Genomic DNA, 25,290 nt, shown 5'->3' with positions numbered 1-25,290 from the left:
AGAGGATTTGGAATTACATGATAGATAATTTTTGGCGTGATTTGCCGCGTCCATTTTTTGTACTGGCTCCGATGGAAGATGTCACAGATGTTGTTTTCCGTCAAGTAGTCAGTAAAGCCGGAAGACCGGACGTATTTTTCACAGAGTTTACAAATTCGGATAGCTATTGTCATCCAGAGGGACAGAAAAGTGTGCGTGGGCGTTTGATTTTTACGGAAGATGAGCAGCCGATGGTGGCACATATTTGGGGGGATAATCCTGAGTATTTCCGTCAAATGAGTATTGGCATGGCAGAGCTAGGTTTTAAAGGTATCGATATTAATATGGGCTGTCCTGTGCCAAATGTGGCATCGAGAGGGAAAGGTAGTGGCCTTATTCTACGTCCAGATGTGGCGGCAGAATTGATTCAAGCTGCAAAGGCGAGTGGACTGCCTGTCAGTGTGAAAACACGACTTGGCTATAAGGATGTAGAGGAATGGGAGGAATGGTTAACGCATATTTTCAAACAAGATATTGCGAACCTGTCGATTCATTTACGAACAAGAAAGGAAATGAGCCAAGTTGATGCACATTGGGAGCTCATTCCAGAAATCAAAAAATTACGTGATCGTATCGCACCTAATACGCTACTTACGATCAATGGAGACATCCCTGACCGACAAACGGGGCTAGAGCTTGCCGAAAAATATGGGATTGATGGCGTAATGATTGGACGAGGTATTTTTAAAAATCCCTTTGCTTTTGAAAAAGAACCAAAGGAGCATAGCAGTAAAGAGTATCTTGACCTTTTAAGACTTCAGCTGAATCTTCAAGATCAATATGAGGAAGTACTCCCACGCTCCATCACAGGGCTTCATCGCTTTTTCAAAATATATGTCAAGGGATTCCGAGGTGCCGGTGAGTTAAGAAGCCAATTGATGAACACGAAATCAACAGATGAAGTGCGTGCATTGCTTGATCGCTTTGAAGCAAATCATATTGAGTAACAAAGAATCCTACTTCATTAGGGTGAGGTAAGCAGTATCCTGTCACTAAACAGAAACTTGCCTTTTTGGAATGTGCATATTACAATAAAAAGTAAGTTAATAGCAGGTTTGAGTAACTGAGAGACCATTGAAAACATATGTGCCTAGCGTACATATGCTTTTGATGGTCTTTTTTTATCGTTAAAATGATGAGGGAGGAAATAAATTATGAGTACAGCTTCTGCGTTACAACGACAACAAACAATAGAGGAACTTCAAGATAGGGAGTACGATTTATTAGTAATTGGTGGCGGTATTACAGGTTGTGGTATTGCACTGGATGCTATTGCTCGCGGTCTTTCTGTAGCATTAGTGGAAATGCAGGATTTTGCAGCAGGAACTTCTAGCCGTTCCACAAAATTGGTACATGGCGGTTTACGATATTTAAAGCAATTTGAAATAAAAGAGGTAGCAGAGTTAGGGAAGGAACGTGCCATTGTTTATGAAAATGGTCCACATGTGACAACACCTGTTTGGATGTTATTACCTTTTCATAAGGGAGGGACATTTGGAAAATACTCTACAAATCTCGGCTTGCGTGTCTATGATTTTTTAGCGGGCGTCAAACGTGCAGAACGCCGTTATATGTTAAGTACAGGTCAAACCATTGAGAAGGAGCCATTAGTGAAAACAAAGGGATTACTTGGCGGTGGTATGTATGTAGAGTATCGTACTGATGATGCTCGTTTAACCATTGAAGTAGCAAAGGCAGCCATTGAAAGAGGGGCAACATTATTGAATTATATAAAAGCCGAAAACTTTTTATATAATGAACAGCAAAAAATAAGTGGTATTGTTGCGACGGATTTATTAACAAATCATGCAATCGAAATTCGTGCAAAGGCTGTCGTTAATGCTGCTGGTCCATGGGTGGACGATGTGCGCACAATTGAAGGGAAGCAAGCAGGGAAGCATTTAATTTTATCGAAAGGTGTGCATATTGTTTTTGATGAATCCAAATTCCCATTAAAACAAGCTGTTTATTTTGATACACCCGATGGTCGCATGGTATTTGCAATCCCTCGACAAGGAAAAACATATGTAGGGACAACAGATACATTTTATGAGGGTGATGCTCGCGATATGGATATTTATCAAGAGGATCGCGATTATATAATGAACGCTATTCGTTATATGTTCCCAAATGTGAAGGTGACCGATGCGGATATTGAATCAAGTTGGGCAGGCGTTCGTCCATTGATTCATGAAGACGGAAAAAATCCATCTGAAATTTCTCGTAAGGATGAAGTGTGGATTTCGCCATCGGGACTTGTAACAATTGCAGGTGGAAAATTAACCGGCTATCGTAAAATGGCTGAAACGGTATTAAATACGATTGCACAAGAGCTAGAGCAACAGTTTGGTATTAAATCTTCTCCATGTACAACAAAAAATATTCCGATTTCTGGTGGCCATATTGGCGGCTCAAGTAAATTTTATGCCTTCTTATATGACCATACAAGAGTAGGCAAGAAAATAGGCTTATCTGAGGAAGAGGCCAAATTTTTAACACAGCATTATGGTAGCAATGTAGAAATTGTTTTTAATTATGTAAAGGAAGGACACCCTATTTTACCATCATGGCTATATGCGCAATTGATGTATGGTATTCATCATGAAATGGTCGTTCATCCAAATGATTTTATGGTTCGCCGGACAGGGTATATGTTCTTTCAAATGGCAATTGTTCAACAATATGAAGAGGCAATTCTGGATGAAATGGCTAAGCAACTCAACTGGACAGCACAGCAACGGACACAATATGAAGAAGATGTAAAGAAAGAAATAAAACGAGCGACAACTGCGCTATAATGATGTAGTTACTCTCAACATAATATAAGGGTGAGCGTTCACATTGTATTATAAGGGAAGGAGAGAATGGAATGCATTTTGATAATCAACAGGTGATTCCTGCTGCGCGTACCGTCAAGCAATTTGACGAGATAATAGCAAGTCCATTCGATTATATTGTGCTATTGGAGGTGCACATTAGCTTATTGATGTCTTTAAAGCGTGAGGCACAACGACATGGAAAAAAATTAATTATTCATGCGGATTTAATTCATGGTTTAAAAACAGATAATTTTGCAGCGGACTTTTTATGTAATGATATACGTCCAGCTGGCATTATTTCAACGCGTTCCAATATGCTAATGAAAGCCAAAGCGCGTGGAATTATGGCTATTCAACGAGTGTTTTTAATTGATACGATTGCTCTTGAAAAAAGTTATTCGATGATTGAAACAGCACAGCCTGATTATATTGAGCTGTTACCTGGCATTATTCCGACGATGATTCAGGAAATCCATGAGCGTACTCAAATCCCTGTTATTACAGGTGGCTTAGTGCGTACAGTGGACAATATTGAAGAAGCATTAGCTGGTGGTGCTATCGCTGTTACAACTTCTAATAGGCAATTATGGGAAAATTTCAAAAAATAGTTGACTCTGTATGTTTTTTTCTCTAAAATGGACATAAGTTCATACGCACGTGGTTAGGAAAAGGAACCCACATTTGTTCATCTACATGTATTAATGTAGTTTGATTGGATGTGGGTTCCTTTTTGTTTTCTATGGGCTATTATCACAAAGGGGGATTAAACTATGTCTACGTTTACAGCTGAGCTGGTCGGCACAATGATTCTTATTTTATTTGGTGGCGGCGTAGTAGCAGGTGCCGTGCTAAACAAATCAAAAGGCTTTGGTGGTGGATGGATCGTCATTACCTTTGCATGGGGGCTTGGGGTTGCAATGGCAGCTTATGCAGTAGGTGGAATCAGTGGTGCTCACCTAAATCCAGCATTAACAATTGCCCTTGCCACGATTGGAAACTTTCCTTGGGCAGATGTGCCAGCCTATATTGCTGCACAAATGATTGGTGCATTTTTAGGGGCTACACTTGTTTACTTTATGTATTTACCACATTGGCAGGCAACAGCAGATGCCGATGTAAAATTAGCGCCATTTTCCACAATGCCAGCTATTAAGCATCCTTTATCAAATCTATTATCAGAAATGATAGGAACATTTATTTTAGTTTTAGGAATTTTAGCTTTAGGTACAAATACTATTACAGATGGTTTAAATCCATTTTTAGTTGGTATGTTAATTATTGTAATTGGGATGGCTTTAGGGGGTCCAACAGGTTATGCCATAAACCCAGCTCGTGATTTAGGTCCACGTATTGCGCATTTTATTTTACCGATTGCAGGTAAAGGAGATTCTGGTTGGAGCTATGCATGGGTACCAGTTGTAGGTCCAATTATTGGAGGTACATTTGGTGCATTGTTTTTCCAACAAATATTTGAAGGGAAAAATAGTATTGCGTTTTGGATTGTTGCAGTAATTGTGATTGCTATTTTCATAGGAGCACAATTAACGGTTAAGAATGTTCAAGTAGAAGACTAAATTATTTGGAGGGATTTCTATGTCAGAAAAAAAATATATTTTAGCGTTAGACCAAGGAACTACAAGCTCAAGAGCTATTCTTTTTGATGAAACGGGTAAAATCGTACACACAGCACAACAAGAATTCCAACAACATTTTCCACATGCAGGCTGGGTAGAGCATCATGCAGAGGAAATTTGGTCATCTATTCTATCTTGTATTGCAACAGTGTTATCAGAAAAAGGTGTGAGTTCAAATCAAATTGCAGGGATTGGGATTACCAATCAACGTGAAACAACCGTAGTATGGGATAAACATACTGGCAAGCCTGTATATAACGCAATTGTTTGGCAATCACGTCAAACGAATGATATTTGTGAGCAATTAAAGGAAAGCGGTTACAATGATTTATTCCGTGATAAAACAGGTTTATTAATAGATGCTTACTTCTCAGGTACAAAAGTGAAGTGGATCTTAGATCATGTTGAGGGAGCTCGTGAAAAAGCGGAGGCTGGAGAGTTGCTATTCGGCACAATTGATACTTGGCTAATTTGGAAGCTATCCGGTGGAAAAGTACATGTAACAGACTATTCAAATGCCTCTCGTACATTGATGTATAATATCCATGATTTAAAGTGGGATGAAGAACTATTAGAAATTTTAACAGTTCCCGCCTCTATGCTACCAGAAGTACGTCCTTCTTCTGAGGTTTATGGCTATACAGAGGAGGCATTATTCTTTGGCTCTGCTGTCCCAATTGCGGGAGCTGCAGGCGACCAACAAGCAGCCCTATTTGGTCAGGCATGCTTTGAGGAAGGTATGGTTAAAAACACATATGGCACAGGTTGCTTTATGTTAATGAATACTGGTGAGAAGGCAGTGAAGTCAGATAATGGCTTATTGACCACATTAGCTTGGGGCTTAGATGGCAAAGTAACATATGCTTTAGAGGGCAGTATTTTTGTAGCAGGTTCTGCGATTCAATGGTTACGTGACGGTTTACGTATGTTCCGTAATGCAAGTGAATCAGAGCAATATGCAACACGTGTAGAGTCAACTGATGGTGTTTATGTTGTCCCAGCATTTGTTGGCTTAGGAACACCGTACTGGGATTCTGATGTGCGCGGAGCTATCTTTGGCTTAACACGAGGAACTGCGAAGGAGCATTTTATACGTGCTACGCTAGAATCATTAGCGTATCAAACAAAGGATGTATTAGCAGCGATGGAGGCAGATGCTAATATTCCGCTAGCCAAATTACGTGTAGATGGCGGAGCTGTGGCCAATGATTTCTTAATGCAATTCCAGGCAGATTTATTGGATGTTCCTGTTGATCGTCCAATTATTAATGAAACAACCGCTTTAGGCGCAGCGTATTTAGCTGGTTTAGCAGTTGGCTATTGGCATTCGACAGAGGAAATCAGCAAATATTGGAATTTAGATCGTCAATTTACACCTAATATGAATAATGACCATCGTGATAAAATTTATGGAGGATGGAAAAAGGCTGTTGCTGCAGCGCAAGTATTTAAGTAAGCAAATCATTTGAGAGCCTGGGACATAACTAGCTTCAATTAATAGAGAAATCCGAATTCGAATGCATTCAAATTTGGATTTCTCTATTTTTTATGTTGTCTCCAGATAGCTCTTAACTAATGTCCAATGAGTCCTCAATTTTTCAATTATTTGAGCGAGGTCTTCCAATGCTAATTCCTTTTCATTTCCTTTGGCATGAATTCTTTTTCAAACAGCCTATCGTATAGCTGGTTTGACTTTTCAATCAGTCTGTTTTGCCATTTGCATTAGCTATTGGTGCTCTAGCTACAGATACTGGTGGCGGGGTTCTTGTTTTTATGCACGGCTTTTTATTTACAAGCCCTACCATTATTCATACTTCTGATAAGTATTTCTTTTTATTTATTTGAGAAAGGTGAAGAAAACGTCCAATTCTTTATAGAGCTGTGTATTTTTGTGGTTAGGAATAGAGGATTTAGAGAGATGTCAGAGAATTGTATATAAGTACCATTATATGTAATGACATGCTTATAGGAGTTGTATGAAAATGGTTGTGACAACGAGACCGTTAAAAATTAAGTATAAAAAGTTAGCTAATCCTTTTCAGGAGTTTATGCAGATCAGTCCTAACAATAATGCCCTTACGAAGGAAGTAGTCTTTCTACGTTATATTGGTATACCTGATTCTGTAGATCTTTATAAAGAAGATATTTTAAAAATGGATGAGTATTTCACAAAGCAAAGCGTATTTTATTTACGACTACATAGGCTTGAGGTCATCAATAATAAGAAAGATGCAGATAGACTGTCGGAGCTTTGGGAGAATTGGCAGGTTGCTGCTGATAGTATGCAATTACTGTATGAGACATCTTTATGCGGTAAATTAGCGAATGATCAACTTGAATGGACAAAAAAGCTTAGCTTTAAAAACATTCTACATCTTTTTAAAGAACAACAGCCGCATGCGAATGACACTTTACTAAAAAACTTTGCAGTTAAATTTTTATATTGGATGGATTATTATTTACCACAAATTTTTTCTAAGGAAAATCAAGCATCCTCTAAAATTGTTTTTATAGGTGACATTACGCAGCATGAATCATTATTCTTATATTTCTTATCGACACTTGGCTGCGATATATGCTATATGAATCCTAAAGGGGATATCACTAATTTGTATCCTATCATAGCAGCATCATCTAATTTGCAGAGTTGTCCTGATTGCTATGAAAAAGAATTCATAATCCCTAAAATGCTTTCGATGAAAAGCATACCACCACAACAACCGACGATTCTTCCAACCCCTAGTTCTAGCATGGTTACTTCAGAAGAGTGTAGTTATGAACAGTTGGCTTCTTTAGCGACGTCTGTTGTCATGATAAAGACATTTGCCGAGGATGGTAAGTTGTTATGTTTTGGCTCTGGAGTTGTTCTCCATCGCGATGGCTATATTTTGACGAACTTGCATGTAGTAGGTGGTGGGAAATATTATTCTGTGCTATATGAAAATGATTCAAATGAATATACTACGCATCAATTTGTGAAATATCATGATATACATGATTTGGCTATTTTGAAAGTGGACAGAACAGGCCAACCTTTACCGGTTAAAATGGATGGTCATTTAGTCAGAGGACAAAAGATTGTAGCGATTGGCAGTCCTCTCGGTTTATTTAATTCGGTCTCTGATGGAATTGTTGCGGGATTTAGAGATATACAAAAAATGTCTATGGTTCAATTTACAGCTGCTATTTCAAACGGAAGTTCCGGTGGTGCTTTACTGGATATGCAAGGGAGGTTGGTCGGTTTAATTACAGCTGGTTTTAATGATGGTCAGAATCTTAATTTGGCTGTACCGGCTCATGTCATCTATCAATTTGCTCAAAACTTTATTGAGTTACCTAGTTAGTTTCCACTATTCAACCATTGCTTTTTTATGCGTAATCTTATAGAATGTAGAACGGTATAAATGAACGAAATAAATCACCTTTAATACGGTCCAGAGAGGCTGAAAAGGGCTACATGATATTTTTAGGCTTATAATATCTTTGCTTTGGCATGCCCTTTTGTCTTCTCTGACTAAAGGGCTTTTATTTTTGTTCAAATACACCTCTTTTAAAGGAAGTCCCGTGAGGCTTCAAAAGAGAATGGACAAAACAACCATAATCCATTCACTCGAACGCTAAAAGAGAGAGACAACAAAAATCTGGAGGTTAGAAAGAATGGATTATCGAAAAAAAACCGTGGTCGCTTCAGTGGCCGGGTTAACGCTAGAAGGAATGGACATTATGTTTATTTCTTTTGCGATGACAATGATTATTGCAGAATTTAACATTGATCTGGCAACAGGTGGATTAATTTCATCTATCACGAATATTGGTATGCTTTTAGGTGGGATTATTTTTGGTGTGCTTGCAGATAAGTATGGTCGGGTAAAAGTGTTCACATATACCATCATATTGTTTGCAATCGGTACTGCCCTAACAGGAGTAGCAACAAGTATTGAACAAGTTTATGTATATAGATTTATCGCTGGACTAGGCGCTGGTGGGGAGTACGGTATCGGAATGGCGCTTGTCGCCGAGGCTTGGCCAAAGAATAAACAAGGAAGAGCCTCTTCATATGTGAGTGTAGGTGCACAATATGGGGTCATCTTAGCAGCTTTATTAAGCGCCATTATTTTACCGACACTAGGATGGAGAGCACTATTCTTTGTTGGCGTATTACCAGTAATCTTTGCCTTTATCGTACGAAAAAATCTTCATGAATCACCAGAATGGCTGGCGTCACAAAACAACCAAAGTAACAAAGAGAAAAAAGGGAAATTGGCACAGTTATTTGCAACACCTCGTGTCACTATGACGACCTTAACCTTAATATTAATGGCAACTGTTCAAATTGCAGGTTATAATGGCCTGATGATCTGGCTACCATCCATGCTCCAAAAATCGCAAGGCTTATCTGTTTCAAGCTCAGCATTGTGGACAATTAGTACTGCAGTCGGCATGATTATCGGCATGCTCACTTTCGGAAGATTTATGGATCGTTTTGGGGCGAAACGTGCATTTGGTATCTTTTTATTGGCTTCTGCATGTGCCGTATTTCTATACTCCTTTGCGACAGGAGCTGTAGCTATATTAATGGGTGGTGCAATTGTAGGATTCTTCTCTAATGGGATGTTTGCTGGCTACGGTGCATTAATTAGTAGCTTCTATCCAGTGCAAATTCGTAGTACAGCAACAAATACAATTTTTAACTTTGGTCGAGCAATAGGAGGATTTTCACCAATCTTTGTCGGCTATATTTTACAAAGCTATGATATGACAGTCGTTATGATTTACTTAGCAGCGTTATATGGCATTTCCTTTATGGTCATGCTAACGCTAAAAGGCTCGACTGAGGACTTGCAAAAAGCTTAATCCTATCCATTACAAAAGAACGAATTCCACTTCTTCAAAAGGAGAGGGATTCGTTCTTTTCTTGTTAGTTTTTAATTATAATAAACCTTTTGAACGTTTCTCAGCAATTTCCACGAGGCGTTTTGTAATTTCTCCTCCAACGGAACCATTAGCGCGAGAAGATGCTTCTGGCCCAAGCTGAACGCCAAACTCTTGTGCAATTTCATATTTCATTTGATTCACGGCTTCTTGTACACCAGGTACTAGAAGTTTATTTGAGCTACGATTATTATTAGCCATTATTCTCACCTCCTTGCATATAGAATGGTTGCCTACAAACTTTTCATACATTTTAAAAGAAGGAAACGCACACGCTAATTGCTAACAGCAACAACTTGTGGAAATCAAGCTAAAATGAGCAAACTGTCTGTTATAATAAAGCCTGGCTCTTTGCTAAAGAAGGTTGATTAAAAGGAGGAATTTATCAATGACGAATAATGATATTCTCATTCGTTTACGCTACGCGTTAGATATAAAAAATGTAGATATGGTGGAAATATTTAAGCTAGGTGGCATGGTTTATACGAAGGAAGAAATATTAAACATGCTTCTTAAGGTTAATGATGAGGAAGAAGCACCAGAAGAATACATCAAATGTAATAACAAAATGGTAGAAGCTTTTTTGAATGGATTCATTACTTTTAAAAGAGGTCCTCAAAAGCCAAAGGAAGGACAGCCAGAAGGTCCATTACATGTCTCGGGGAAAGAAAGCCCAAATAATATGCTTTTAAAGAAAGTGAAAATTGCCTTAGCTTTAACAACGGAGGACATGCTTGAAATATTATATGATGGTGGTATTAAAGTAACAAAAGGTGAATTAGGTGCGATCTTAAGAAACCCAAGTCATCGCAATTATAAAGAATGTGGCGATTCATTTGTTCGTAATTTCTTAAGAGGCTTAACATATAAATATAGAGAATAATGTACTAATATAGCGAGAATCAATCATAAAGTACCATTTTTTTCTTTTAAACTAGTTGACAATTTGTGACGGAATTGTGTACAATCAAATTATCACAAAATGTTCACAAAAAAGATGAAAAATGTTCACAAACAAAGGGGTGCTTGTATGATTTATTTTGACATCTTATTAGTAGCTATTGCATGTGTTACAATGCCTTTTATTGTTGCGGTTATGCTAGATATTTTTTATGCAGAACGAAAAAAAGTTCGTTTTTCATTAAAACGTACTTCATTATGGTATGTGGCTATGTTTGCTCTATCCTTTATACCATCTGTATTACTGATTACACAAAACGTATAAATTATTCAAACACTTAGGGGTAAGTGGAAAAATATGCAGCTGTGACATGAATCCATGTTGTAGCTGTATTTATTTTGTCCAATAAATTCGAATAACTAGTAATGAAGTAGTATAAAATATGTATATTTTAAATTGGTAGCATTGACTACTTTTTCCCATTGTGTTAATTTTGGGAGGGGAAAGATAGGCAAATTTACTAAAAAGTAAAGATGCAAAGCTACAGGTCTAAGGGAATAAGTACTTAGATGGCTAGGTTGCAAAAGAGTGCTAGTTGTATCCTTTAAATTCTAGTTTTAGTTCTTTTTATGCCTATTTCTTTCGGAATAGGCTTTTTATTTGCAAAAAAACGTATAAGGAGGAAAAAAGTCATGAATTTATGGAAAAACATCTCATTAAAAAACAAACTTTTATTGACGGTTTCCATTGTTGTGTTATTGCTTATAGCCGTCATCACTACTCAAAGTATTAAAGAATTAAACAATCGAATGACTGTTGATTTGGAACAAGAATTAAAAAGTGTTGGTTTGTTAACAGCGATGAATTTAGATAGTAATGAAGTGAAGGATTTATTGTCTGAAAAAGGAGAAACGAACGCCAAATTTACGAAGGTACAAAAGCAACTCGATATGATTCAAGAACAACAAGGTATTATGAGTTGGAGTTATATTTGGGATGTACAGGATGAGGGTGGGGTCAATCCGATTGGCTATACATCTAATTTGAATGAGGTCTATGAAGCAGGAGAAATTTTTACCGATTTAGCGAATGAGCATGTAGAAACAGCAAAATTAGCTATTCAAAATAATAGTACGGAAGTAACAGATATATTCGAGGATCCTTTTGGTTCCTGGAGAACAGTTTTCAGCCCCATTCACGATGATAATGGGCAATTGATAGCGCTATTAGGAATTGATTACTCTGCGGACTATATCAATACCATTATTAAAGCAAGTGTTATTAAGCAAATTGTCATTGCAATTATCGGAATTTTAATTTTATTAATATTAGTTTACATAATTATAGATCGTTTATTAAAGCCACTTCAAAAGGTGGTAAATGTAGCAAACCAAGTAGCAAATGGGGAGCTAATAAATGTTGATTTAGATATTACTAAAGATGAAATCGGCAATTTATCAGCATCTATTCAAACAATGGTTGCCAATTTACAACATATTATTTTAAACATCAGAAATACTTCGAATCACGTATCTTCAGCAGCGACTCAATTAACGGTCAATGCTGGTGAGACTTATAACAGCTCTACTAATATTGCCAATGATGTAAAGCAAATTACCCAAAATGCAGAAGCTTCTATGACAATGACAGAGGAAACAGCTGCTGCTATGGAGGAGACTGCAACTGGTATCCAACAAATTGCTGACTCGGCTAATACAGCGGCAGAATCTTCTATTTCGGCATCACAAGCATCTGAACGAGGCAATCAAGTTGTGCATCAAGTTATTGCACAAATGGAATTAATCAATGATTCAGTTGAGCAAATTGGCACTACGATTAACGGCTTACATGTTAATACTAAAAAAATTAGTGACATTGTCAGCTTAATTACGGCTATTGCGGACCAAACAAATCTTTTAGCATTGAACGCAGCCATTGAAGCGGCACGAGCAGGGGAACATGGGAAGGGCTTCGCTGTTGTAGCTGATGAGGTGAGAAGACTAGCTGAGCAATCCTCACAGTCAGCAACTGAAATATATAATTTAATTAGTTCGATTCAGTCAGATTCCAATGCCTCTCTTACTGTTATGGAAAAAGGAAAAGAAGATGTAAAAGTAGGTATGACATTTACTAATGAGGTGGGAGAAATCTTTAAGGAAATTCTTTCTTCCTCAGAAGAAGTGGCAAATCAAATACGTGAAATTTCGGCAGCCTCTCAGCAAATCTCTGCCTCCTCGGAGGAAGTGGCTGCATCTGTTAATAACATTAAACAATCTGCAGAATTATCGGCTGATTTTTCTTCTAATGTTTCCAAATCTACACAAGAGCAGTTAACGACAATGCTGGAAGTGAAAGATGCTTCCTCAGCTCTTGGGCAAACAGCAGAAGAGCTTCAAGCACTTGTGACAAAATTCAAATTGGAGAGTGATCAAGATGAACATTGATTTTACAGGCAAAAATGTTTTAATTACTGGCTCTAGTAAAGGGATTGGCAAAGCCATTGCATTAGGCTTTGCCCAACATGGGGCTAATATTTTAATCAATTATATTGGGGATGAGCATGAGGCAGAGGCAGTTCGTATGGAGGCTGAAAAGTTTGGTGTTAAAGCAATGACCTTCCATGCAGATGTTTCTAAATCTCAGGAAGTGCAAGACATGTTTCAATATATGGACAAGCATTTAGGAGAAATTGATATTCTTGTGAATAATGCTGGGTTTGCACAGGCATCCAGCATTACTGATTTGACGGATGAGCAATGGGACAAAATGATTAAGGTTCATTTATATGGATGTTTCTATAATTGCCGTGAAGCTGCTAAAAGAATGAAAGAACGTGATACAGGGAAAATCATTAATATTTCTTCTGATATAGGGAGCTTAGGCTGTGAAGAATTTACGCATTATTCTGCCGCTAAAGGTGCTATTAATGCTTTTACAAAAGCTTTAGCTAGAGAATTAGCACCATCTATACTTGTTAATGCAGTAGCTCCAAGTGGTACGTTTACGGACATTTTAAAAGAGTTTGGGGACAACTATGTGGAGGAAGAATCGGCAAAATACCCATTAAAACGTTTAGCACAGCCAGAAGAAATCGCCAAAAGTGTGCTATTTCTAGCCTCTCAGCATGCTAATTTCTATACAGGTCAAATATTAACACCTAATGGTGGCGTTGTAATGAACGGATAATGGAAACTAAGGAGTACGAGCATGTTAAATATAATCATCTTTAGCTTATACTTACTATTTATTTATTATATTGGCTATAAAGGGTACAAGCGTGTCAACACAGCAGAGGATTTAATTGTTGCTGGATGGAGTATGCCTCTTTCTGTTGTCACAGGAAGTTTAGTCGCGGCTTTATTAGCTGCTCCATTCTTTTTTGCAGCAGTTGGCTCAGGCTATACGAGTGGTGGCTTTGAAGGTTCAGCAACAATGGGTGGCTTAGGAACTTGTATGATTCTTGGTGCACTCATTTGGACAAAGCCACTACGTCGTTTAAAGGGCTGGACATTAGCAGATTACTATGGCTTGCGCTATGGTAGTAAAAAGCTAGGCGCCTATACAGGTGTTGTAATGGCCATTGCCTTTGGTGTATTTAATGCAGCAGCATTAACAGTCGGTGGTACATATATTATTCAGCAGCTATTACAAATTGACTTCATTCCTGCAGCACTTCTATTTGTATCGTTAACAGCTATCTATTCGGTTATAGGTGGTTTATGGGCAGTCGCTTATACAGAAATTGTACAGGGTGCACTTGCTGTAGCAGGAATTCTAGGAATTACTATCTTTATTTTATTTTACTATCCAGATGTGACCTTTAATCCTGAGTGGTGGAATATTCATACATTGTTTGAGAAAGCGGGAGCCGAGTTTTGGACGCTATATCTTGTCTTAGCACTTGGAGACATTCCAGCAGTTGATCTTGGTCAAAGAGTAGCAGCGGCGAAAAGTCCAAGAGTAGCTCAGCGCAGTATGATCATTGCGGGGACTATAGTTATTGCAATCAGTTGGATTCCAGGAATGTTGGGTGAAGCTTTCAAATCTATTTATCCTAATAGTACTAACCCAGAAACATTAATGCTTACCTTTGCACAAGGTTATTTCCCACCGCTTTTGGCAGCCATTTTTTTAACGGCCATGGCAGCTATGGGGATGTCCACGGTAGCTGCATGCTATGTAGCGACTTCGGGGATTGTCACAAAGAACATTTATTTAGATTTTATTAATCGTAACCCTGATCCTAAAAAGCTGCTAAGATTTTCACGTGCTGTCATTCTATCAAGTGCTTTACTAGGGCTAGTGTTAGCGATTAGCTTTCAAAAGGTTATTGATTTAGCGTATTTAGCATGGGATGTTATTTTTGTAACGATATTCTGGCCAATCGTTTTAGGACCATTTTGGAAACGTGTGAGTACACCTGCTGTATGGGCAAGTATATCCGTTGGCCTAATCTATTACATTGTGACTTCATTGACATTTGTGCCTAGTTTGACCATCCAATCAGAAGGATTCCTTGGTCTATTAAATGAATTATGGCAGGCACCGGTATTTTCCGGCGTTGTTATTACGGGGGTTACTATTGTAGTCGTAAGTCTACTAGTGCCACCATCACAGCATGTACTTGAGATGCACAAAATAGAAAAAGATAAAACGCTAGACGACGTAAGCAGTAAAGAGGAATTAGTCGATCGCTAATAGAGAACATGAGATCCTTGTACATTCATCGATCTCATGTTTTTTATATTGGAGAAATAAGTATGAAAAGATAGATTCATGAATAGATTGCTAGTACATTAAACTATTTTTCTAGCGATTATCTTCATAAAGGCGGGATATGAATGAAAATTATTTTCTTCATTTTGTTAGGGATCATCTATCTTTTTCTAGCAAATGCGATTGAATTAGCCATTATTAAGCAGCTCTTTTTTTTAATTGGTTTAGCTTTAGTGAGTATAGGAATTATTCGTTATATAAAAGAGCGTTATGTGGAATCACAAAAGTATGCGCAAATGAAGGAAGCTAGTGAGGAGGAGATGAAGGCGATCCCACACACTCAATGCTTATTATCAGAGGACGCTTTAAAGGGGTTATTGCTAAATGAACATACAAATATGCTCATCTTCGCTCAAAGAGAAGAATTAGAGGAAGAACTTAAAATAATAGAAATTCCGTTTAGTAAAATCTATGAGGTAGCTATGATGGAGGATGAAATGTTCGTCCTCCGAACTAAAAATTACTTAATGAGCGGCTCGTTGCTAGGCGAAGAGGAAGATTTTGCAGAAGAAGAGGAAGAAGATGATACTGATACTGTTTCACAACTATCATTAAAGTTTGTAGTCGATCATTTATCAGAGCCTATCTTAGAGTATATATTTATGGATCAGGGGGAACATCCTATAGCGAGAGATGAGGAAGAATATGAAGAAGCAATGGAATTATGTGAGAAATGGTTTCAAAAGATAAGTGTTATTATTAAGCGCCATGAGCTGGAAAGAGTGCCAATTAGACATTGGCAATAATGAAAAGATAAAAAGCTATCTCAAATCTAGAAAAAATGGAGATAGCTTTTAATATCGTTGTTCTAAATTTTAAACTGTTTTAATTGGCCACTTAATTCCTCAGCTAATCCAGCGAGCTGATTAGCGCTTCGAGCTATTTCCTCCATAGTAGCGGCCGTTTCCTCCACAGTCGCTGTCGTTTGTTCAACTCCAGCAGCGGATTCCTGTGAAATAGAGGCCATTTCATCAATAGAAGCATTGATCGATTCTGAACCATCAGCTAGTTGATTTAAATTATCGGAAATAGTAGTAATATTATCAATCATATCCTCTACAGCACTCGATATTTGTTCAAATGTATCACTTGTTTGATCAAGCTGTGCTGTTCCTCTTTTGACTTCCTCATAGCCTGTCTGTAAGGCAGTAGTGACAGTACCTGTATCACCTTGAATACGGTTGACGATTGTTGAAATATCAGTCACTGAGAATTGTACTTGTTCGGCAAGCTTGCGGACCTCGTCTGCTACAACGGCGAAGCCCTTCCCATGTTCACCTGCTCGGGCCGCTTCAATAGCTGCATTTAAAGCGAGTAAATTGGTTTGGTTGGAAATATCATCTATCACAGAAACCAGTTTGGAGATTTCAGCAGATTGATCATTCAAATTTTCAACCTTTTTCACAGAATCTAACATGATTTCATTAATAGTGGCCATTTGTTGTGTAGATTGAATCATTAAGTTTTTGCCACTAATCGTTAAATCTTGAACCTGGCTAGAATGCTCTTTTAGCTGGGTACCTTCTTGTGTTGTTTCTTGAATACTACGTTTGAAAGCTGTCATCGTTTCTGCTAAATCACCCGTTGTAGAGGCTTGCGTTTCTGTGCCAGAAGCTAGCTCCTGCATAGTCACTGTAATTTGTTCAGTACCTGCCTGTACTTCATTGGAAGATTGTGCTAGCTCTTCGCTACTTGCTGCTACAGTTTCAGAAACCGTATAGATGGATTGAATGGTTTGCTTTAATTGAACATTCATCTCGTTTGCTGAAGACATTAACGTTCCAATTTCATCGCGTGTTTTTACAGTTAATGGGTCAAGCTGTAAATTACCATCTGCTAGTTCCTTCATACGATTTGCTACTACCTTAATGGGCTTAGAAATCGTACTAGCTGTAACAATGGCGATTAGAATACCAATAATCGTTAAGATAGAGCTGAAAATAATACCGATCGTACGATTGGTAGAGCTCGTTGTTACAACATCATTACCAACAGCTGTAATAGCTTCTTCACGGTCATTAGCGAGCTGTTCATAGCCATTACGTACGTTCGACACGAGATTTTGTGTATCCATTAAATTTTCTAAAGCTAGTTCCTTATTGCCCTTTTGATAGACATCGAATACTTCTGTCTTCACAATTTGGCTCCAATCACGTGCAAGTTCTACAGTTTTAGTGCGTTCCTCGGATGTATCATATTTGTCTAGAAGCGCATTATTATCCTCAGCTATTTGACGATACTCATTAAACGTTTCCTTATATTTTTCATCACCGGTTAACACATAGTTTAAGGCTGCTGACAATCGGACACTCATAGAGAGTGCTAAATTGTTACTTGCATTGAGTACTACTAAATCTTCCTTTACTAAAGCCTTTGCTTGTTTTTCCATAGCTGTATTGGAAGTGTAAGTGTAAGCTGTAAAGCTAACGACTAAAACTAACAAAAGTATAAATGCACTTAAAATTTTTGCTTTAAGTGTTTTAAACTGATAAATGCCTTTCATTTCCCCATCCCTTTACCTAACTCCATATAGAGTATTTTGAATAACAACTTTTATTTTATAACTATTTAGATAGATTAATAAGCCATTTGGTAAAAATAATTAAAAATAGTTTTTTAGTTCAACAGTATAATTATTTTTCTTTTACGAATAGTAAAATATGTATAGTTGACGGATGGTTGATTAAAATAATTATGCGAAATTTCCTAATGGCAAAGAAAAAACACCTGAAGCAAAATGCCTCAAGTGCCTTGAATCATATATTTATTGTTTTTTACTTTTTGCCAGTCGCTCCCACTGTAGTAAAGAAGGATAAGGATCAAATGCCCATTCAGTTCTTCCATTAAATTTGTAGATGCCATAATGGAGATGAGGTGGGAATTTTCCAGATGTACCTTCTTTGCCGTAACCAGAGCTTCCGACATAGCCGAGCACAGTGCCAGGTTCCACAATTGTGCCTACTTCAATATCCTTATGATAACTTCCAAGGTGGGCATAATAGTGATAAGAGTTATGATTATCACGAATGCCGATACGCCAGCCGCCAAATTGGTTCCAACCTTTTACTTCGACCACCCCATAGGAGGTAGATAATACAGGTGTTCCATAATTGGCAAAAATATCGGTTCCCTCATGTATACGACGTCCACCCCAACCTCTATTGGCCCCCCATGTTCCTCGATAGCTGTAAGTAGAGCGGATATTAAGTGGGAAAGTATGGGCATCAAGCTCGATGGTTTTATAATGTCTGTATAAAGTAGAAATGGTAAATATTTGATTCACTGCTTCTTCGCTGCCGTAGTACTCCCATAAGGCTAATTTAAAATCCTCATCAGTTGTTCCATATTTAGCTAAGTAACTGGCCATTGAGAAGATGACATCCTCATCGTCCTTAGGGCTAGCAATGCCATCATTATTACCGTCTAGACCCATTCCTCCAAAATAGCTAATGGTTTCGGGTTTGCTGTCTTCCTTTACAGGATTTAATGCGCCAGACCAATACTCATCAGAAAATTGAATGGACAAATAGCCATCTCGCTTAGGGATATCTTTTCGAACGGATTGTAAATTTCTCTCATATTGATCAATAGCAGCTAAAAAATGCCAAGGAATGAGCAATTCATCAAATTGTACATAATAAGACATACGCTGCTGCATAATTTCTTCTTCCGTCGCCTCCTCCTTTGCAAACGAGGCATTCGGGTAGAGTGTAATTCCTAAAAGTATGAAAGTTAAAAGAAATGTAAAATGACGACGCAATGATGGACCTCCTTTCTAAAGTTTAGAATAACCGAAATTTTTATCTTCATTCCAGAAAGCTTTTTCCTTACGATTTAGACAATGTTTTCCCGGTTTTTTTGGTAATAAAAAAATCAATAATAAGAAGAAACTTCACGAAAGAAAAAGTAATCGGTATCATCATGTCATTTGCTTCATACTATGTTATAAATCAAGCCCTGAATGGAGGGAAGGCTATTAACATTTTAGATAAAGTGAAAAGCTATCGCGAAGAAGAAAATAGGCTGAAGTGGGAAGGCACATTTGCAGATTATTTAAACATTATTAGGGAAAGACCTGAAGTTGCACAAACAGCCCATTCACGCGTCTACAATATGATAAAAAGTGCTGGTGTAGAGGAACGCGATGGGCAAAAAATGTACAAATTTTTCGGACATGAAATTTTTGGGCTTGAAACAGCAATTGAAAGACTGGTGGAGGAATATTTCCATCCAGCAGCACGCAGGTTAGATGTTAGAAAGCGTATTTTATTATTAATGGGACCAGTTAGTGGTGGTAAATCAACAATTGTTACTTTATTGAAACGCGGGTTAGAGCAATATTCTCGAACAGACGAGGGTGCGGTCTACGCAATTAAGGGATGTCCAATGCATGAGGACCCATTGCACTTAATTCCACATCATTTGCGTAATGAATTCTTTGAGGAGTATGGCATAAGAATTGAAGGAAGTTTATCGCCTTTAAATACGATGCGTCTTGAAAAGGAATACGATGGACGTATTGAAAATGTAATGATTGAACGAATTTCTTTTTCAGAAGATAAACGAGTAGGGATAGGAACATTTACACCTTCTGATCCGAAATCGCAGGATATTGCAGATTTAACAGGAAGTATTGATTTCTCCACAATCGGTGAATTTGGTTCTGAATCAGATCCCCGTGCATATCGCTTTGATGGGGAGCTCAATAAAGCCAATCGAGGAATGATGGAGTTCCAAGAGATGCTGAAGCTGGATGAAAAATTCTTGTGGAATTTATTATCTTTAACACAAGAGGGTAATTTCAAAGCGGGAAGATTTGCATTAATTAGTGCGGATGAGTTAATTGTAGCTCATACAAACGAAACCGAATATCGATCCTTTATTTCTAATAAAAAGAATGAGGCATTACATTCCCGTATTATTGTTATGCCTATTCCGTATAACCTAAAGATGAGTCAGGAAGAGCATATTTATGAAAAGATGATTAAAGAGAGTGATATGTCCCATGTTCATATTGCGCCGCATGCTTTAAAGGCCGCAGCAATCTTTTCGGTTCTTACAAGATTGGAAGTTCCGAAAAAACAAGGTGTGGATCTGATTAAGAAAATGCGCTTGTACGACGGAGAAAATGTGGAGGGATTTAATTCCGTTGACTTAGAGGAACTGAAAAAAGAGTTTCCTAATGAAGGCATGAACGGTATTGATCCGCGCTATATTATTAATCGTATTTCATCGGCTATTATCCGTAAAGAAGTGCCATCTATTAATGCATTAGATGTTTTACGAGCTTTGAAGGATGGATTGGATCAGCATGCTTCCATTTCTCAAGAGGATCGTGAGAAATACATGAACTATATTGCGGTTGCCCGCAGAGAGTACGATGACATTGCGAAAAATGAAGTACAGAAGGCTTTTGTGTACTCCTATGAAGAATCAGCGAAAACATTAATGAATAATTACCTTGATAATGTAGAGGCATTTTGTAATAAAAATAAATTATTTGATCCGCTTACTGGGGAGGAAATGAACCCAGACGAAAAATTAATGCGTTCGATTGAAGAGCAAATCGGCATTTCAGAAAATGCTAAAAAGGCATTTCGTGAGGAGATTCTCATTCGTATTTCTGCCTATGCACGAAAAGGCAAACGTTTTGACTATAATTCTCACGAAAGATTACGAGAAGCCATTCAAAAGAAATTATTTGCCGATTTAAAAGATGTAGTGAAAATTACAACCTCATCAAAAATGCCGGATGAATCGCAACTCAAGAAGATTAATGAGGTAGTCGCAAGACTTGTTGATGAGCATGGTTATAATACAACTTCTGCTAACGAGTTGCTGCAATATGTAGGAAGCCTGTTGAATCGATAAACAACTTTTATTGTTCCAAGTCAGATAGGAGTGTCCCAATTTGGGCACTCCTTTTACTATCAAAATGAGGGGTTTTTATGGAATGAATTATTGAATTTATAAAAAACGTTCAAGAAAGTACTTCTCAAGCATAGTATAGAAAAAGCGAATTTGATAGATGGGTGAGGATAAAAATGACTGAACACGAAAATAAACGCTTTGTTATCTCTCAGGAAAATTGGTCCCTCCATCGTAAAGGACACCAGGACCAACAAAGACATATGGAAAAAGTGAAAGATGCGATTAAAAACAATTTACCTGATTTAGTTAGTGAAGAAAGTATTGTGATGTCTAATGGCCGCGAGGTTATTAAAATACCTATAAGGTCACTTGATGAATTTAAAATTCGATATAACTATGATAACTCTAAGCATGTAGGGCAAGGACAAGGAGATAGCAATGTTGGTGATGTAGTGGCACGAGATGGCAGTAAAGCCAACCAGGCTCAAGGTAAAGGAAAAGAAGCAGGTGACAAGCCTGGCCAAGATTATTATGAAGCAGAAGTCAGTCTTGAGGAAATTCAAAATGTCTTATTCCACGAGCTGGAGCTACCTAATTTGCAGCAGAAGGAAAAGGCAGAAATCGTCACTGAAAAAATAGAGTTCAATGATATTCGCAAAAAAGGGTTAATGGGTAATGTGGATAAAAAGCGCACCATTTTAAATGCATTAAAACGCAATGCGATGCATGGAAAAGCTGAAATTACACCTATTCATAATGATGATTTACGTTTTAAAATATGGGATGAAGTAGTAAAGCCAGAATCAAAAGCAGTAGTGCTTGCCATGATGGATACGAGTGGCTCAATGGGAGCATTTGAAAAGTATTGTGCTCGCAGTTTCTTCTTTTGGATGACAAAGTTTTTACGTTCCAAATATGAAACGGTTGAAATTGAGTTCATTGCCCACCATACAGAGGCAAAGGTAGTTACCGAAGAGGAATTTTTCACAAAGGGAGAAAGTGGAGGAACTATTTGTTCTTCGGCTTACAAAAAAGCACTGGAATTAATTAAGGAAAAATACTCTCCATCACGCTACAATATTTATCCTGTTCATTTTTCAGATGGTGAAAATATTTCAATGGATAATGAAAAGTGCTTGAAACTAGTGGCTGAATTGATGGATGTATCCAGCATGTTCGGGTATGGAGAAGTCAATCAACATAATCGTTTCTCGACACTTATGTATACCTATAAAAAAATTGATGATCCGAAATTTAGACATCATATTTTGAGAAAAAAAGGCGATGTCTATGATGCTTTAAAGAGTTTTTTCAAGAAAAATGAGGAATGATAGGGAAGTTGTATTAGTATCAACGTTCAAGGGAGGGGGCGTAAAATGGACACAAAAGAGCTTCAGCGAGCAATAGATGAAATTACCGAAATTGCCTTAGGCTTTGGCTTAGATTTTTATCCAATGCGCTATGAAATTTGTCCAGCAGATATTATTTATACATTCGGCGCCTACGGAATGCCTACTCGTTTTTCCCATTGGAGCTTTGGTAAGCAATTTCATAAAATGAAGCTTCAATATGATTTAGGGCTTAGTCAAATTTATGAGCTCGTAATAAATTCTAACCCATGCTATGCATTTTTACTTGATACAAATACGTTAACGCAAAATAAATTGATTATTGCCCATGTTTTAGCACACTGTGACTTCTTTAAAAATAATGTGCGTTTCTCCAACACAAGAAGAGATATGGTAGAGAGCATGACAGCTACGGCTGAACGAATTGCCGGCTATGAAAGAGAATACGGTAAGGATGAGGTTGAGCAGTTTTTAGATGCCGTTTTAGCGATTCAGGAACATATTGATCCATCTATTTTAAGACCGAAGTTATCTTGGAGTGAGGAAGATGAGCAAGAGGAAGAAAAGGCTCCAATAAAATCGCCATATGATGATTTATGGAGCTTAGAAGAAAAAGATAAAGTGTATAAGCCAATTAGACGGAGATTAAAGCAGTTTCCACCAAAACCAGAAAAGGATCTTTTATTATTTCTAGAGGAACATAGCCGCGAGCTGGAAGATTGGCAACGAGATATATTAACAATGATGCGTGAAGAGATGCTTTATTTTTGGCCACAATTAGAAACGAAAATAATGAATGAGGGTTGGGCATCTTTTTGGCATCAACGAATTATGCGGGAGTTGAACCTAACAACTCCAGAAACCATCGAATATGCCAAGTTAAATGCAGGAGTTGTGCAGCCCTCTAAAACATCCATTAATCCATATTACCTTGGCATTAAAATTTTTGAGGATATAGAAAATCGCTATAACAACCCGACTGATGAGATGAAGCGGTTAGGTGTACAGCCGAACACAGGACGGGAAAAAATATTTGAAGTAAGAGAGGTTGAGTCAGATATTTCCTTTATTCGTAATTATTTATCAAAAGACTTAGCGAAGCGTGAGGATTTATATTTATTTCAAAAGAAAGGAAATGAATATCGGATTACTGACAAAGATCATGAGATAGTTCGAGACCAGCTTGTTTCAATGCGGGTTAACGGTGGATTCCCATATATTTTAGTAAAAAATGGTGATTATTTACGGAATGGGGAGCTCTATTTAATGCATGGCTATGAAGGCATGGAGCTAGATCCTCACTATTTAGAAAATGTACTACCGTATATATATCAGTTGTGGGGTCGTCCCGTGCATTTAGAGACATATGTGGATAGTAAACCGATGTTGTATTCCTATGATGGTACTAAAAACTATAAACGAAATGTTTAACAAAAAACTTCTATCTGTTGAGTGTGACAATGAACAGATAGAAGTTTTATTTCTATTTTTCCGTTAATAAATCATTGTCCTCTTCATGGCTTTCACTATGATTAGAGGAGGAATGAATATCGCTATCAGTGACTAAGCTGTCTCGTACCTTTATACCTTGCTGTTCACCAGCCTCGTTGTTATCACTCCCAGCTATACCGCTACGGCGATTCCCATCTGCAAACTGAGAATTTACATTACGTGTGTGACTGCCATGACTAGCATTTTGCCCACCTTGATTGGCATTTGTCCCCACATCCTCATTGATTTGTCCTCCGCCTTCAGCACGTTGCTCAAAATGGAAGTCTGTATTTCCTATATTGAATGTAAAATTGAATGTAATATGGTTTCTAGCATGTTTTTCAGTAGAATCGTTTTCAGGTTCCTCAGGTTCATTAAATTTTCTAGAATTGAAATTTTGCATCGTTTGTCCTCCTTTCGACTATTCATACTCATACTAATAAGATATTACAGTTTTTAAAGTCCATTTGTATGTGTAACCATATTCACTAGAGAGAAGCACTCGTTTTTTGCTATCTATCCTATAAATTTGTTAAAATGAATGGGATTTGAATACAAGGGAACTGGAACGGTGAAGGAAAGTTGAAAACATTTAAAAAGGTTTATATAGAAATAACGAGTGTTTGTAATTTAGCATGTAGTTTTTGTCCGCCTACTGAACGTGCAAAGGGACTCATAAAAGTAGAACAATTTAATAAAATATTGGACGAAATCCGACCACATACAAAATATATTTATTTGCATGTAAAGGGAGAACCTCTTTTACATCCACGGATTGATCAGCTGTTGGATGCGGCTCATGCGAAAGGGTTTAAGGTTAATATTACAACGAATGGTACGTTAATTAAGAAAAACCGTGAAAAAATATTAGGGAAACCAGCATTACGTCAAATAAACTTTTCTCTACATAGCTTTGATGGACATGAAGGTTCGGAAAACAGAGAAAAATATTTAGGCGATATTTTAGACTTTGTACGGGAGTCTAGAGAATACAAAACGATTATTTCCTACCGCTTATGGAATTTACAACAAGATCACGTTTCGGATGTTGCAGCACGTCGCAACCGCGAAACATTAGAAATACTAGAAAATGAGTATAATCTTGATTATCGCATCGAGGAAAAAGTAGAGCCTGGTAAGGGTGTGAAAATCGGCTCGAATATTTATTTGAATCAGGATCATGAATTTAGATGGCCAAGCTTGCTGGAGCCAGAAGATGAAGGCAAAGGCTTTTGTCACGCTCTTCGTAGTCAGGCTGCGATTCTTGTAGATGGTACCGTTGTACCTTGCTGCTTAGATGGCGAAGGGGTTATTAATTTAGGTAATGTTCATGAAAAATCGTTCTCAGAAATAGTGGATGGGGAACGTGCCAATAATATAATCGATGGCTTTTCAAGAAGAGAGGCTGTTGAAGAGCTTTGTAGAAAATGTGGCTATCGTCAAAAGTTTGGTATGTAATCATTTATATAGGTGAAGAA

The 25,290-nt window shown here is 37.6% G+C and carries 22 protein-coding genes and 1 riboswitch; of the genes, 18 read left to right on the top strand and 4 right to left on the bottom strand.

All coding sequences use genetic code 11. The features are described 5' to 3' along the window. Positions 1-17 precede the first annotated feature (17 nt). From MKY80_RS20150 to MKY80_RS20115, 8 genes are all read left to right on the top strand, one after another. Positions 18-986, top strand: a complete 969-nt coding sequence (locus tag MKY80_RS20150; protein ID WP_107922552.1) for a tRNA-dihydrouridine synthase — start codon at positions 18-20, stop codon at positions 984-986. 207 nt (positions 987-1,193) lie between these two features. Beyond that, a complete protein-coding gene (locus tag MKY80_RS20145; protein WP_089986800.1) occupies positions 1,194-2,837 on the top strand; it encodes a glycerol-3-phosphate dehydrogenase/oxidase in 1,644 nt (547 codons plus the stop codon). 71 nt (positions 2,838-2,908) lie between these two features. Then, positions 2,909-3,466 carry a glycerol-3-phosphate responsive antiterminator gene (locus MKY80_RS20140; RefSeq protein ID WP_008173630.1) on the top strand — a complete coding sequence of 186 codons (558 nt, stop codon included), beginning with the start codon at positions 2,909-2,911 and terminating at the stop codon, positions 3,464-3,466. A gap of 162 nt (positions 3,467-3,628) precedes the next feature. Then, positions 3,629-4,432: an MIP/aquaporin family protein gene (locus MKY80_RS20135; protein ID WP_008173629.1), complete on the top strand. Its 804-nt coding sequence runs from the start codon at positions 3,629-3,631 to the stop codon at positions 4,430-4,432. 19 nt (positions 4,433-4,451) lie between these two features. Continuing rightward, positions 4,452-5,948: a glycerol kinase GlpK gene (glpK, locus tag MKY80_RS20130; protein ID WP_008173628.1), complete on the top strand. Its 1,497-nt coding sequence runs from the start codon at positions 4,452-4,454 to the stop codon at positions 5,946-5,948. A 254-nt stretch (positions 5,949-6,202) separates the two neighbouring features. Then, positions 6,203-6,337 (top strand): hypothetical protein, encoded by a 135-nt coding sequence (locus MKY80_RS20125; protein ID WP_342530904.1) that lies wholly within the window; start codon positions 6,203-6,205, stop codon positions 6,335-6,337. Positions 6,338-6,474: 137 nt separating this feature from the next. Further along, positions 6,475-7,836 (top strand): trypsin-like peptidase domain-containing protein, encoded by a 1,362-nt coding sequence (locus tag MKY80_RS20120; protein WP_043989613.1) that lies wholly within the window; start codon positions 6,475-6,477, stop codon positions 7,834-7,836. Between the two features lie 313 nt (positions 7,837-8,149). Further along, on the top strand, positions 8,150-9,346 hold the full coding sequence (locus MKY80_RS20115; RefSeq protein WP_008173625.1) for an MFS transporter: 1,197 nt from the start codon (positions 8,150-8,152) through the stop codon (positions 9,344-9,346). Positions 9,347-9,421: 75 nt separating this feature from the next. On the opposite strand, the gene MKY80_RS20110 is transcribed toward MKY80_RS20115, so the two are convergent. Continuing rightward, positions 9,422-9,625: an alpha/beta-type small acid-soluble spore protein gene (locus MKY80_RS20110; protein WP_008173624.1), complete on the bottom strand. Its 204-nt coding sequence runs from the start codon at positions 9,623-9,625 to the stop codon at positions 9,422-9,424. Positions 9,626-9,812: 187 nt separating this feature from the next. Between MKY80_RS20110 and MKY80_RS20105 the strand changes: the two genes are divergently transcribed. From MKY80_RS20105 to MKY80_RS20080, 6 genes are all read left to right on the top strand, one after another. Then, positions 9,813-10,307, top strand: coding sequence for a DUF1456 family protein (locus MKY80_RS20105; RefSeq protein WP_342530897.1), 495 nt, complete (start codon positions 9,813-9,815; stop codon positions 10,305-10,307). A 147-nt stretch (positions 10,308-10,454) separates the two neighbouring features. Further along, the gene (locus MKY80_RS20100) at positions 10,455-10,649 is read left to right on the top strand and encodes a hypothetical protein (RefSeq protein ID WP_043989610.1); all 195 of its coding nucleotides are present in this window, start codon (positions 10,455-10,457) and stop codon (positions 10,647-10,649) included. Between the two features lie 176 nt (positions 10,650-10,825). Then, a riboswitch (cyclic di-GMP riboswitch) is annotated at positions 10,826-10,911 on the top strand. 106 nt (positions 10,912-11,017) lie between these two features. Then, the gene (locus MKY80_RS20095) at positions 11,018-12,769 is read left to right on the top strand and encodes a HAMP domain-containing methyl-accepting chemotaxis protein (RefSeq protein ID WP_089986802.1); all 1,752 of its coding nucleotides are present in this window, start codon (positions 11,018-11,020) and stop codon (positions 12,767-12,769) included. Further along, positions 12,759-13,511 carry a 3-oxoacyl-ACP reductase family protein gene (locus MKY80_RS20090; protein WP_008173618.1) on the top strand — a complete coding sequence of 251 codons (753 nt, stop codon included), beginning with the start codon at positions 12,759-12,761 and terminating at the stop codon, positions 13,509-13,511. Before MKY80_RS20095 ends, MKY80_RS20090 begins: the two co-directional genes overlap by 11 nt. Before the next feature lie 21 nt (positions 13,512-13,532). Beyond that, entirely contained in the window at positions 13,533-15,023 is a 1,491-nt protein-coding gene (locus tag MKY80_RS20085) for a sodium:solute symporter family protein (RefSeq protein ID WP_089986803.1), read from the top strand. A 143-nt stretch (positions 15,024-15,166) separates the two neighbouring features. Further along, positions 15,167-15,847, top strand: coding sequence for a hypothetical protein (locus tag MKY80_RS20080; protein ID WP_089986804.1), 681 nt, complete (start codon positions 15,167-15,169; stop codon positions 15,845-15,847). Between the two features lie 62 nt (positions 15,848-15,909). On the opposite strand, the gene MKY80_RS20075 is transcribed toward MKY80_RS20080, so the two are convergent. Together MKY80_RS20075 and MKY80_RS20070 are read right to left on the bottom strand one after the other, a co-directional pair. Then, entirely contained in the window at positions 15,910-17,604 is a 1,695-nt protein-coding gene (locus MKY80_RS20075) for a methyl-accepting chemotaxis protein (protein ID WP_342530889.1), read from the bottom strand. 261 nt (positions 17,605-17,865) lie between these two features. Next, on the bottom strand, positions 17,866-18,861 hold the full coding sequence (locus MKY80_RS20070) for a M23 family metallopeptidase (protein ID WP_089986806.1): 996 nt from the start codon (positions 18,859-18,861) through the stop codon (positions 17,866-17,868). Positions 18,862-19,076: 215 nt separating this feature from the next. On the opposite strand from MKY80_RS20070, the gene MKY80_RS20065 reads away from it, so the two are divergent. The 3 genes from MKY80_RS20065 (at position 19,077) to MKY80_RS20055 (ending at position 23,752) form a co-directional block, all read left to right on the top strand. Then, positions 19,077-20,972, top strand: coding sequence for a PrkA family serine protein kinase (locus MKY80_RS20065; RefSeq protein WP_025115792.1), 1,896 nt, complete (start codon positions 19,077-19,079; stop codon positions 20,970-20,972). 173 nt (positions 20,973-21,145) lie between these two features. Continuing rightward, entirely contained in the window at positions 21,146-22,303 is a 1,158-nt protein-coding gene (gene yhbH, locus MKY80_RS20060; protein WP_089986807.1) for a sporulation protein YhbH, read from the top strand. A gap of 45 nt (positions 22,304-22,348) precedes the next feature. Beyond that, positions 22,349-23,752, top strand: coding sequence for a SpoVR family protein (locus MKY80_RS20055; protein WP_342530886.1), 1,404 nt, complete (start codon positions 22,349-22,351; stop codon positions 23,750-23,752). A gap of 52 nt (positions 23,753-23,804) precedes the next feature. Here MKY80_RS20055 and MKY80_RS20050 read toward each other — a convergent pair whose 3' ends face one another. Further along, positions 23,805-24,215 (bottom strand): hypothetical protein, encoded by a 411-nt coding sequence (locus MKY80_RS20050; RefSeq protein WP_008173602.1) that lies wholly within the window; start codon positions 24,213-24,215, stop codon positions 23,805-23,807. 179 nt (positions 24,216-24,394) lie between these two features. Here MKY80_RS20050 and MKY80_RS20045 point away from each other — a divergent pair, with 179 nt between their 5' ends. Continuing rightward, entirely contained in the window at positions 24,395-25,270 is an 876-nt protein-coding gene (locus MKY80_RS20045; RefSeq protein ID WP_008173601.1) for a radical SAM/SPASM domain-containing protein, read from the top strand. The last annotated feature ends 20 nt before the right edge of the window (positions 25,271-25,290 follow it).

The organism is Lysinibacillus sp. FSL R5-0849 (assembly GCF_038595075.1).
In the GTDB taxonomy this organism is placed as follows: domain Bacteria; phylum Bacillota; class Bacilli; order Bacillales_A; family Planococcaceae; genus Lysinibacillus; species Lysinibacillus fusiformis.
This window is presented reverse-complemented; position numbering and strand designations above follow the sequence as displayed.

Bases quoted from the DNA above. Each gene is read 5' to 3' on its own strand.
- MKY80_RS20150 (WP_107922552.1), top strand. From the start codon at position 18: ATGATAGATAATTTTTGGCGTGATTTGCCGCGTCCATTTTTTGTACTG.
- MKY80_RS20145 (WP_089986800.1), top strand. From the start codon at position 1,194: ATGAGTACAGCTTCTGCGTTACAACGACAACAAACAATAGAGGAACTT.
- MKY80_RS20140 (WP_008173630.1), top strand. From the start codon at position 2,909: ATGCATTTTGATAATCAACAGGTGATTCCTGCTGCGCGTACCGTCAAG.
- MKY80_RS20135 (WP_008173629.1), top strand. From the start codon at position 3,629: ATGTCTACGTTTACAGCTGAGCTGGTCGGCACAATGATTCTTATTTTA.
- glpK (WP_008173628.1), top strand. From the start codon at position 4,452: ATGTCAGAAAAAAAATATATTTTAGCGTTAGACCAAGGAACTACAAGC.
- MKY80_RS20120 (WP_043989613.1), top strand. From the start codon at position 6,475: ATGGTTGTGACAACGAGACCGTTAAAAATTAAGTATAAAAAGTTAGCT.
- MKY80_RS20115 (WP_008173625.1), top strand. From the start codon at position 8,150: ATGGATTATCGAAAAAAAACCGTGGTCGCTTCAGTGGCCGGGTTAACG.
- MKY80_RS20110 (WP_008173624.1), bottom strand. From the start codon at position 9,625: ATGGCTAATAATAATCGTAGCTCAAATAAACTTCTAGTACCTGGTGTA.
- MKY80_RS20105 (WP_342530897.1), top strand. From the start codon at position 9,813: ATGACGAATAATGATATTCTCATTCGTTTACGCTACGCGTTAGATATA.
- MKY80_RS20100 (WP_043989610.1), top strand. From the start codon at position 10,455: ATGATTTATTTTGACATCTTATTAGTAGCTATTGCATGTGTTACAATG.
- MKY80_RS20095 (WP_089986802.1), top strand. From the start codon at position 11,018: ATGAATTTATGGAAAAACATCTCATTAAAAAACAAACTTTTATTGACG.
- MKY80_RS20090 (WP_008173618.1), top strand. From the start codon at position 12,759: ATGAACATTGATTTTACAGGCAAAAATGTTTTAATTACTGGCTCTAGT.
- MKY80_RS20085 (WP_089986803.1), top strand. From the start codon at position 13,533: ATGTTAAATATAATCATCTTTAGCTTATACTTACTATTTATTTATTAT.
- MKY80_RS20080 (WP_089986804.1), top strand. From the start codon at position 15,167: ATGAAAATTATTTTCTTCATTTTGTTAGGGATCATCTATCTTTTTCTA.
- MKY80_RS20075 (WP_342530889.1), bottom strand. From the start codon at position 17,604: ATGAAAGGCATTTATCAGTTTAAAACACTTAAAGCAAAAATTTTAAGT.
- yhbH (WP_089986807.1), top strand. From the start codon at position 21,146: ATGACTGAACACGAAAATAAACGCTTTGTTATCTCTCAGGAAAATTGG.
- MKY80_RS20055 (WP_342530886.1), top strand. From the start codon at position 22,349: ATGGACACAAAAGAGCTTCAGCGAGCAATAGATGAAATTACCGAAATT.
- MKY80_RS20050 (WP_008173602.1), bottom strand. From the start codon at position 24,215: ATGCAAAATTTCAATTCTAGAAAATTTAATGAACCTGAGGAACCTGAA.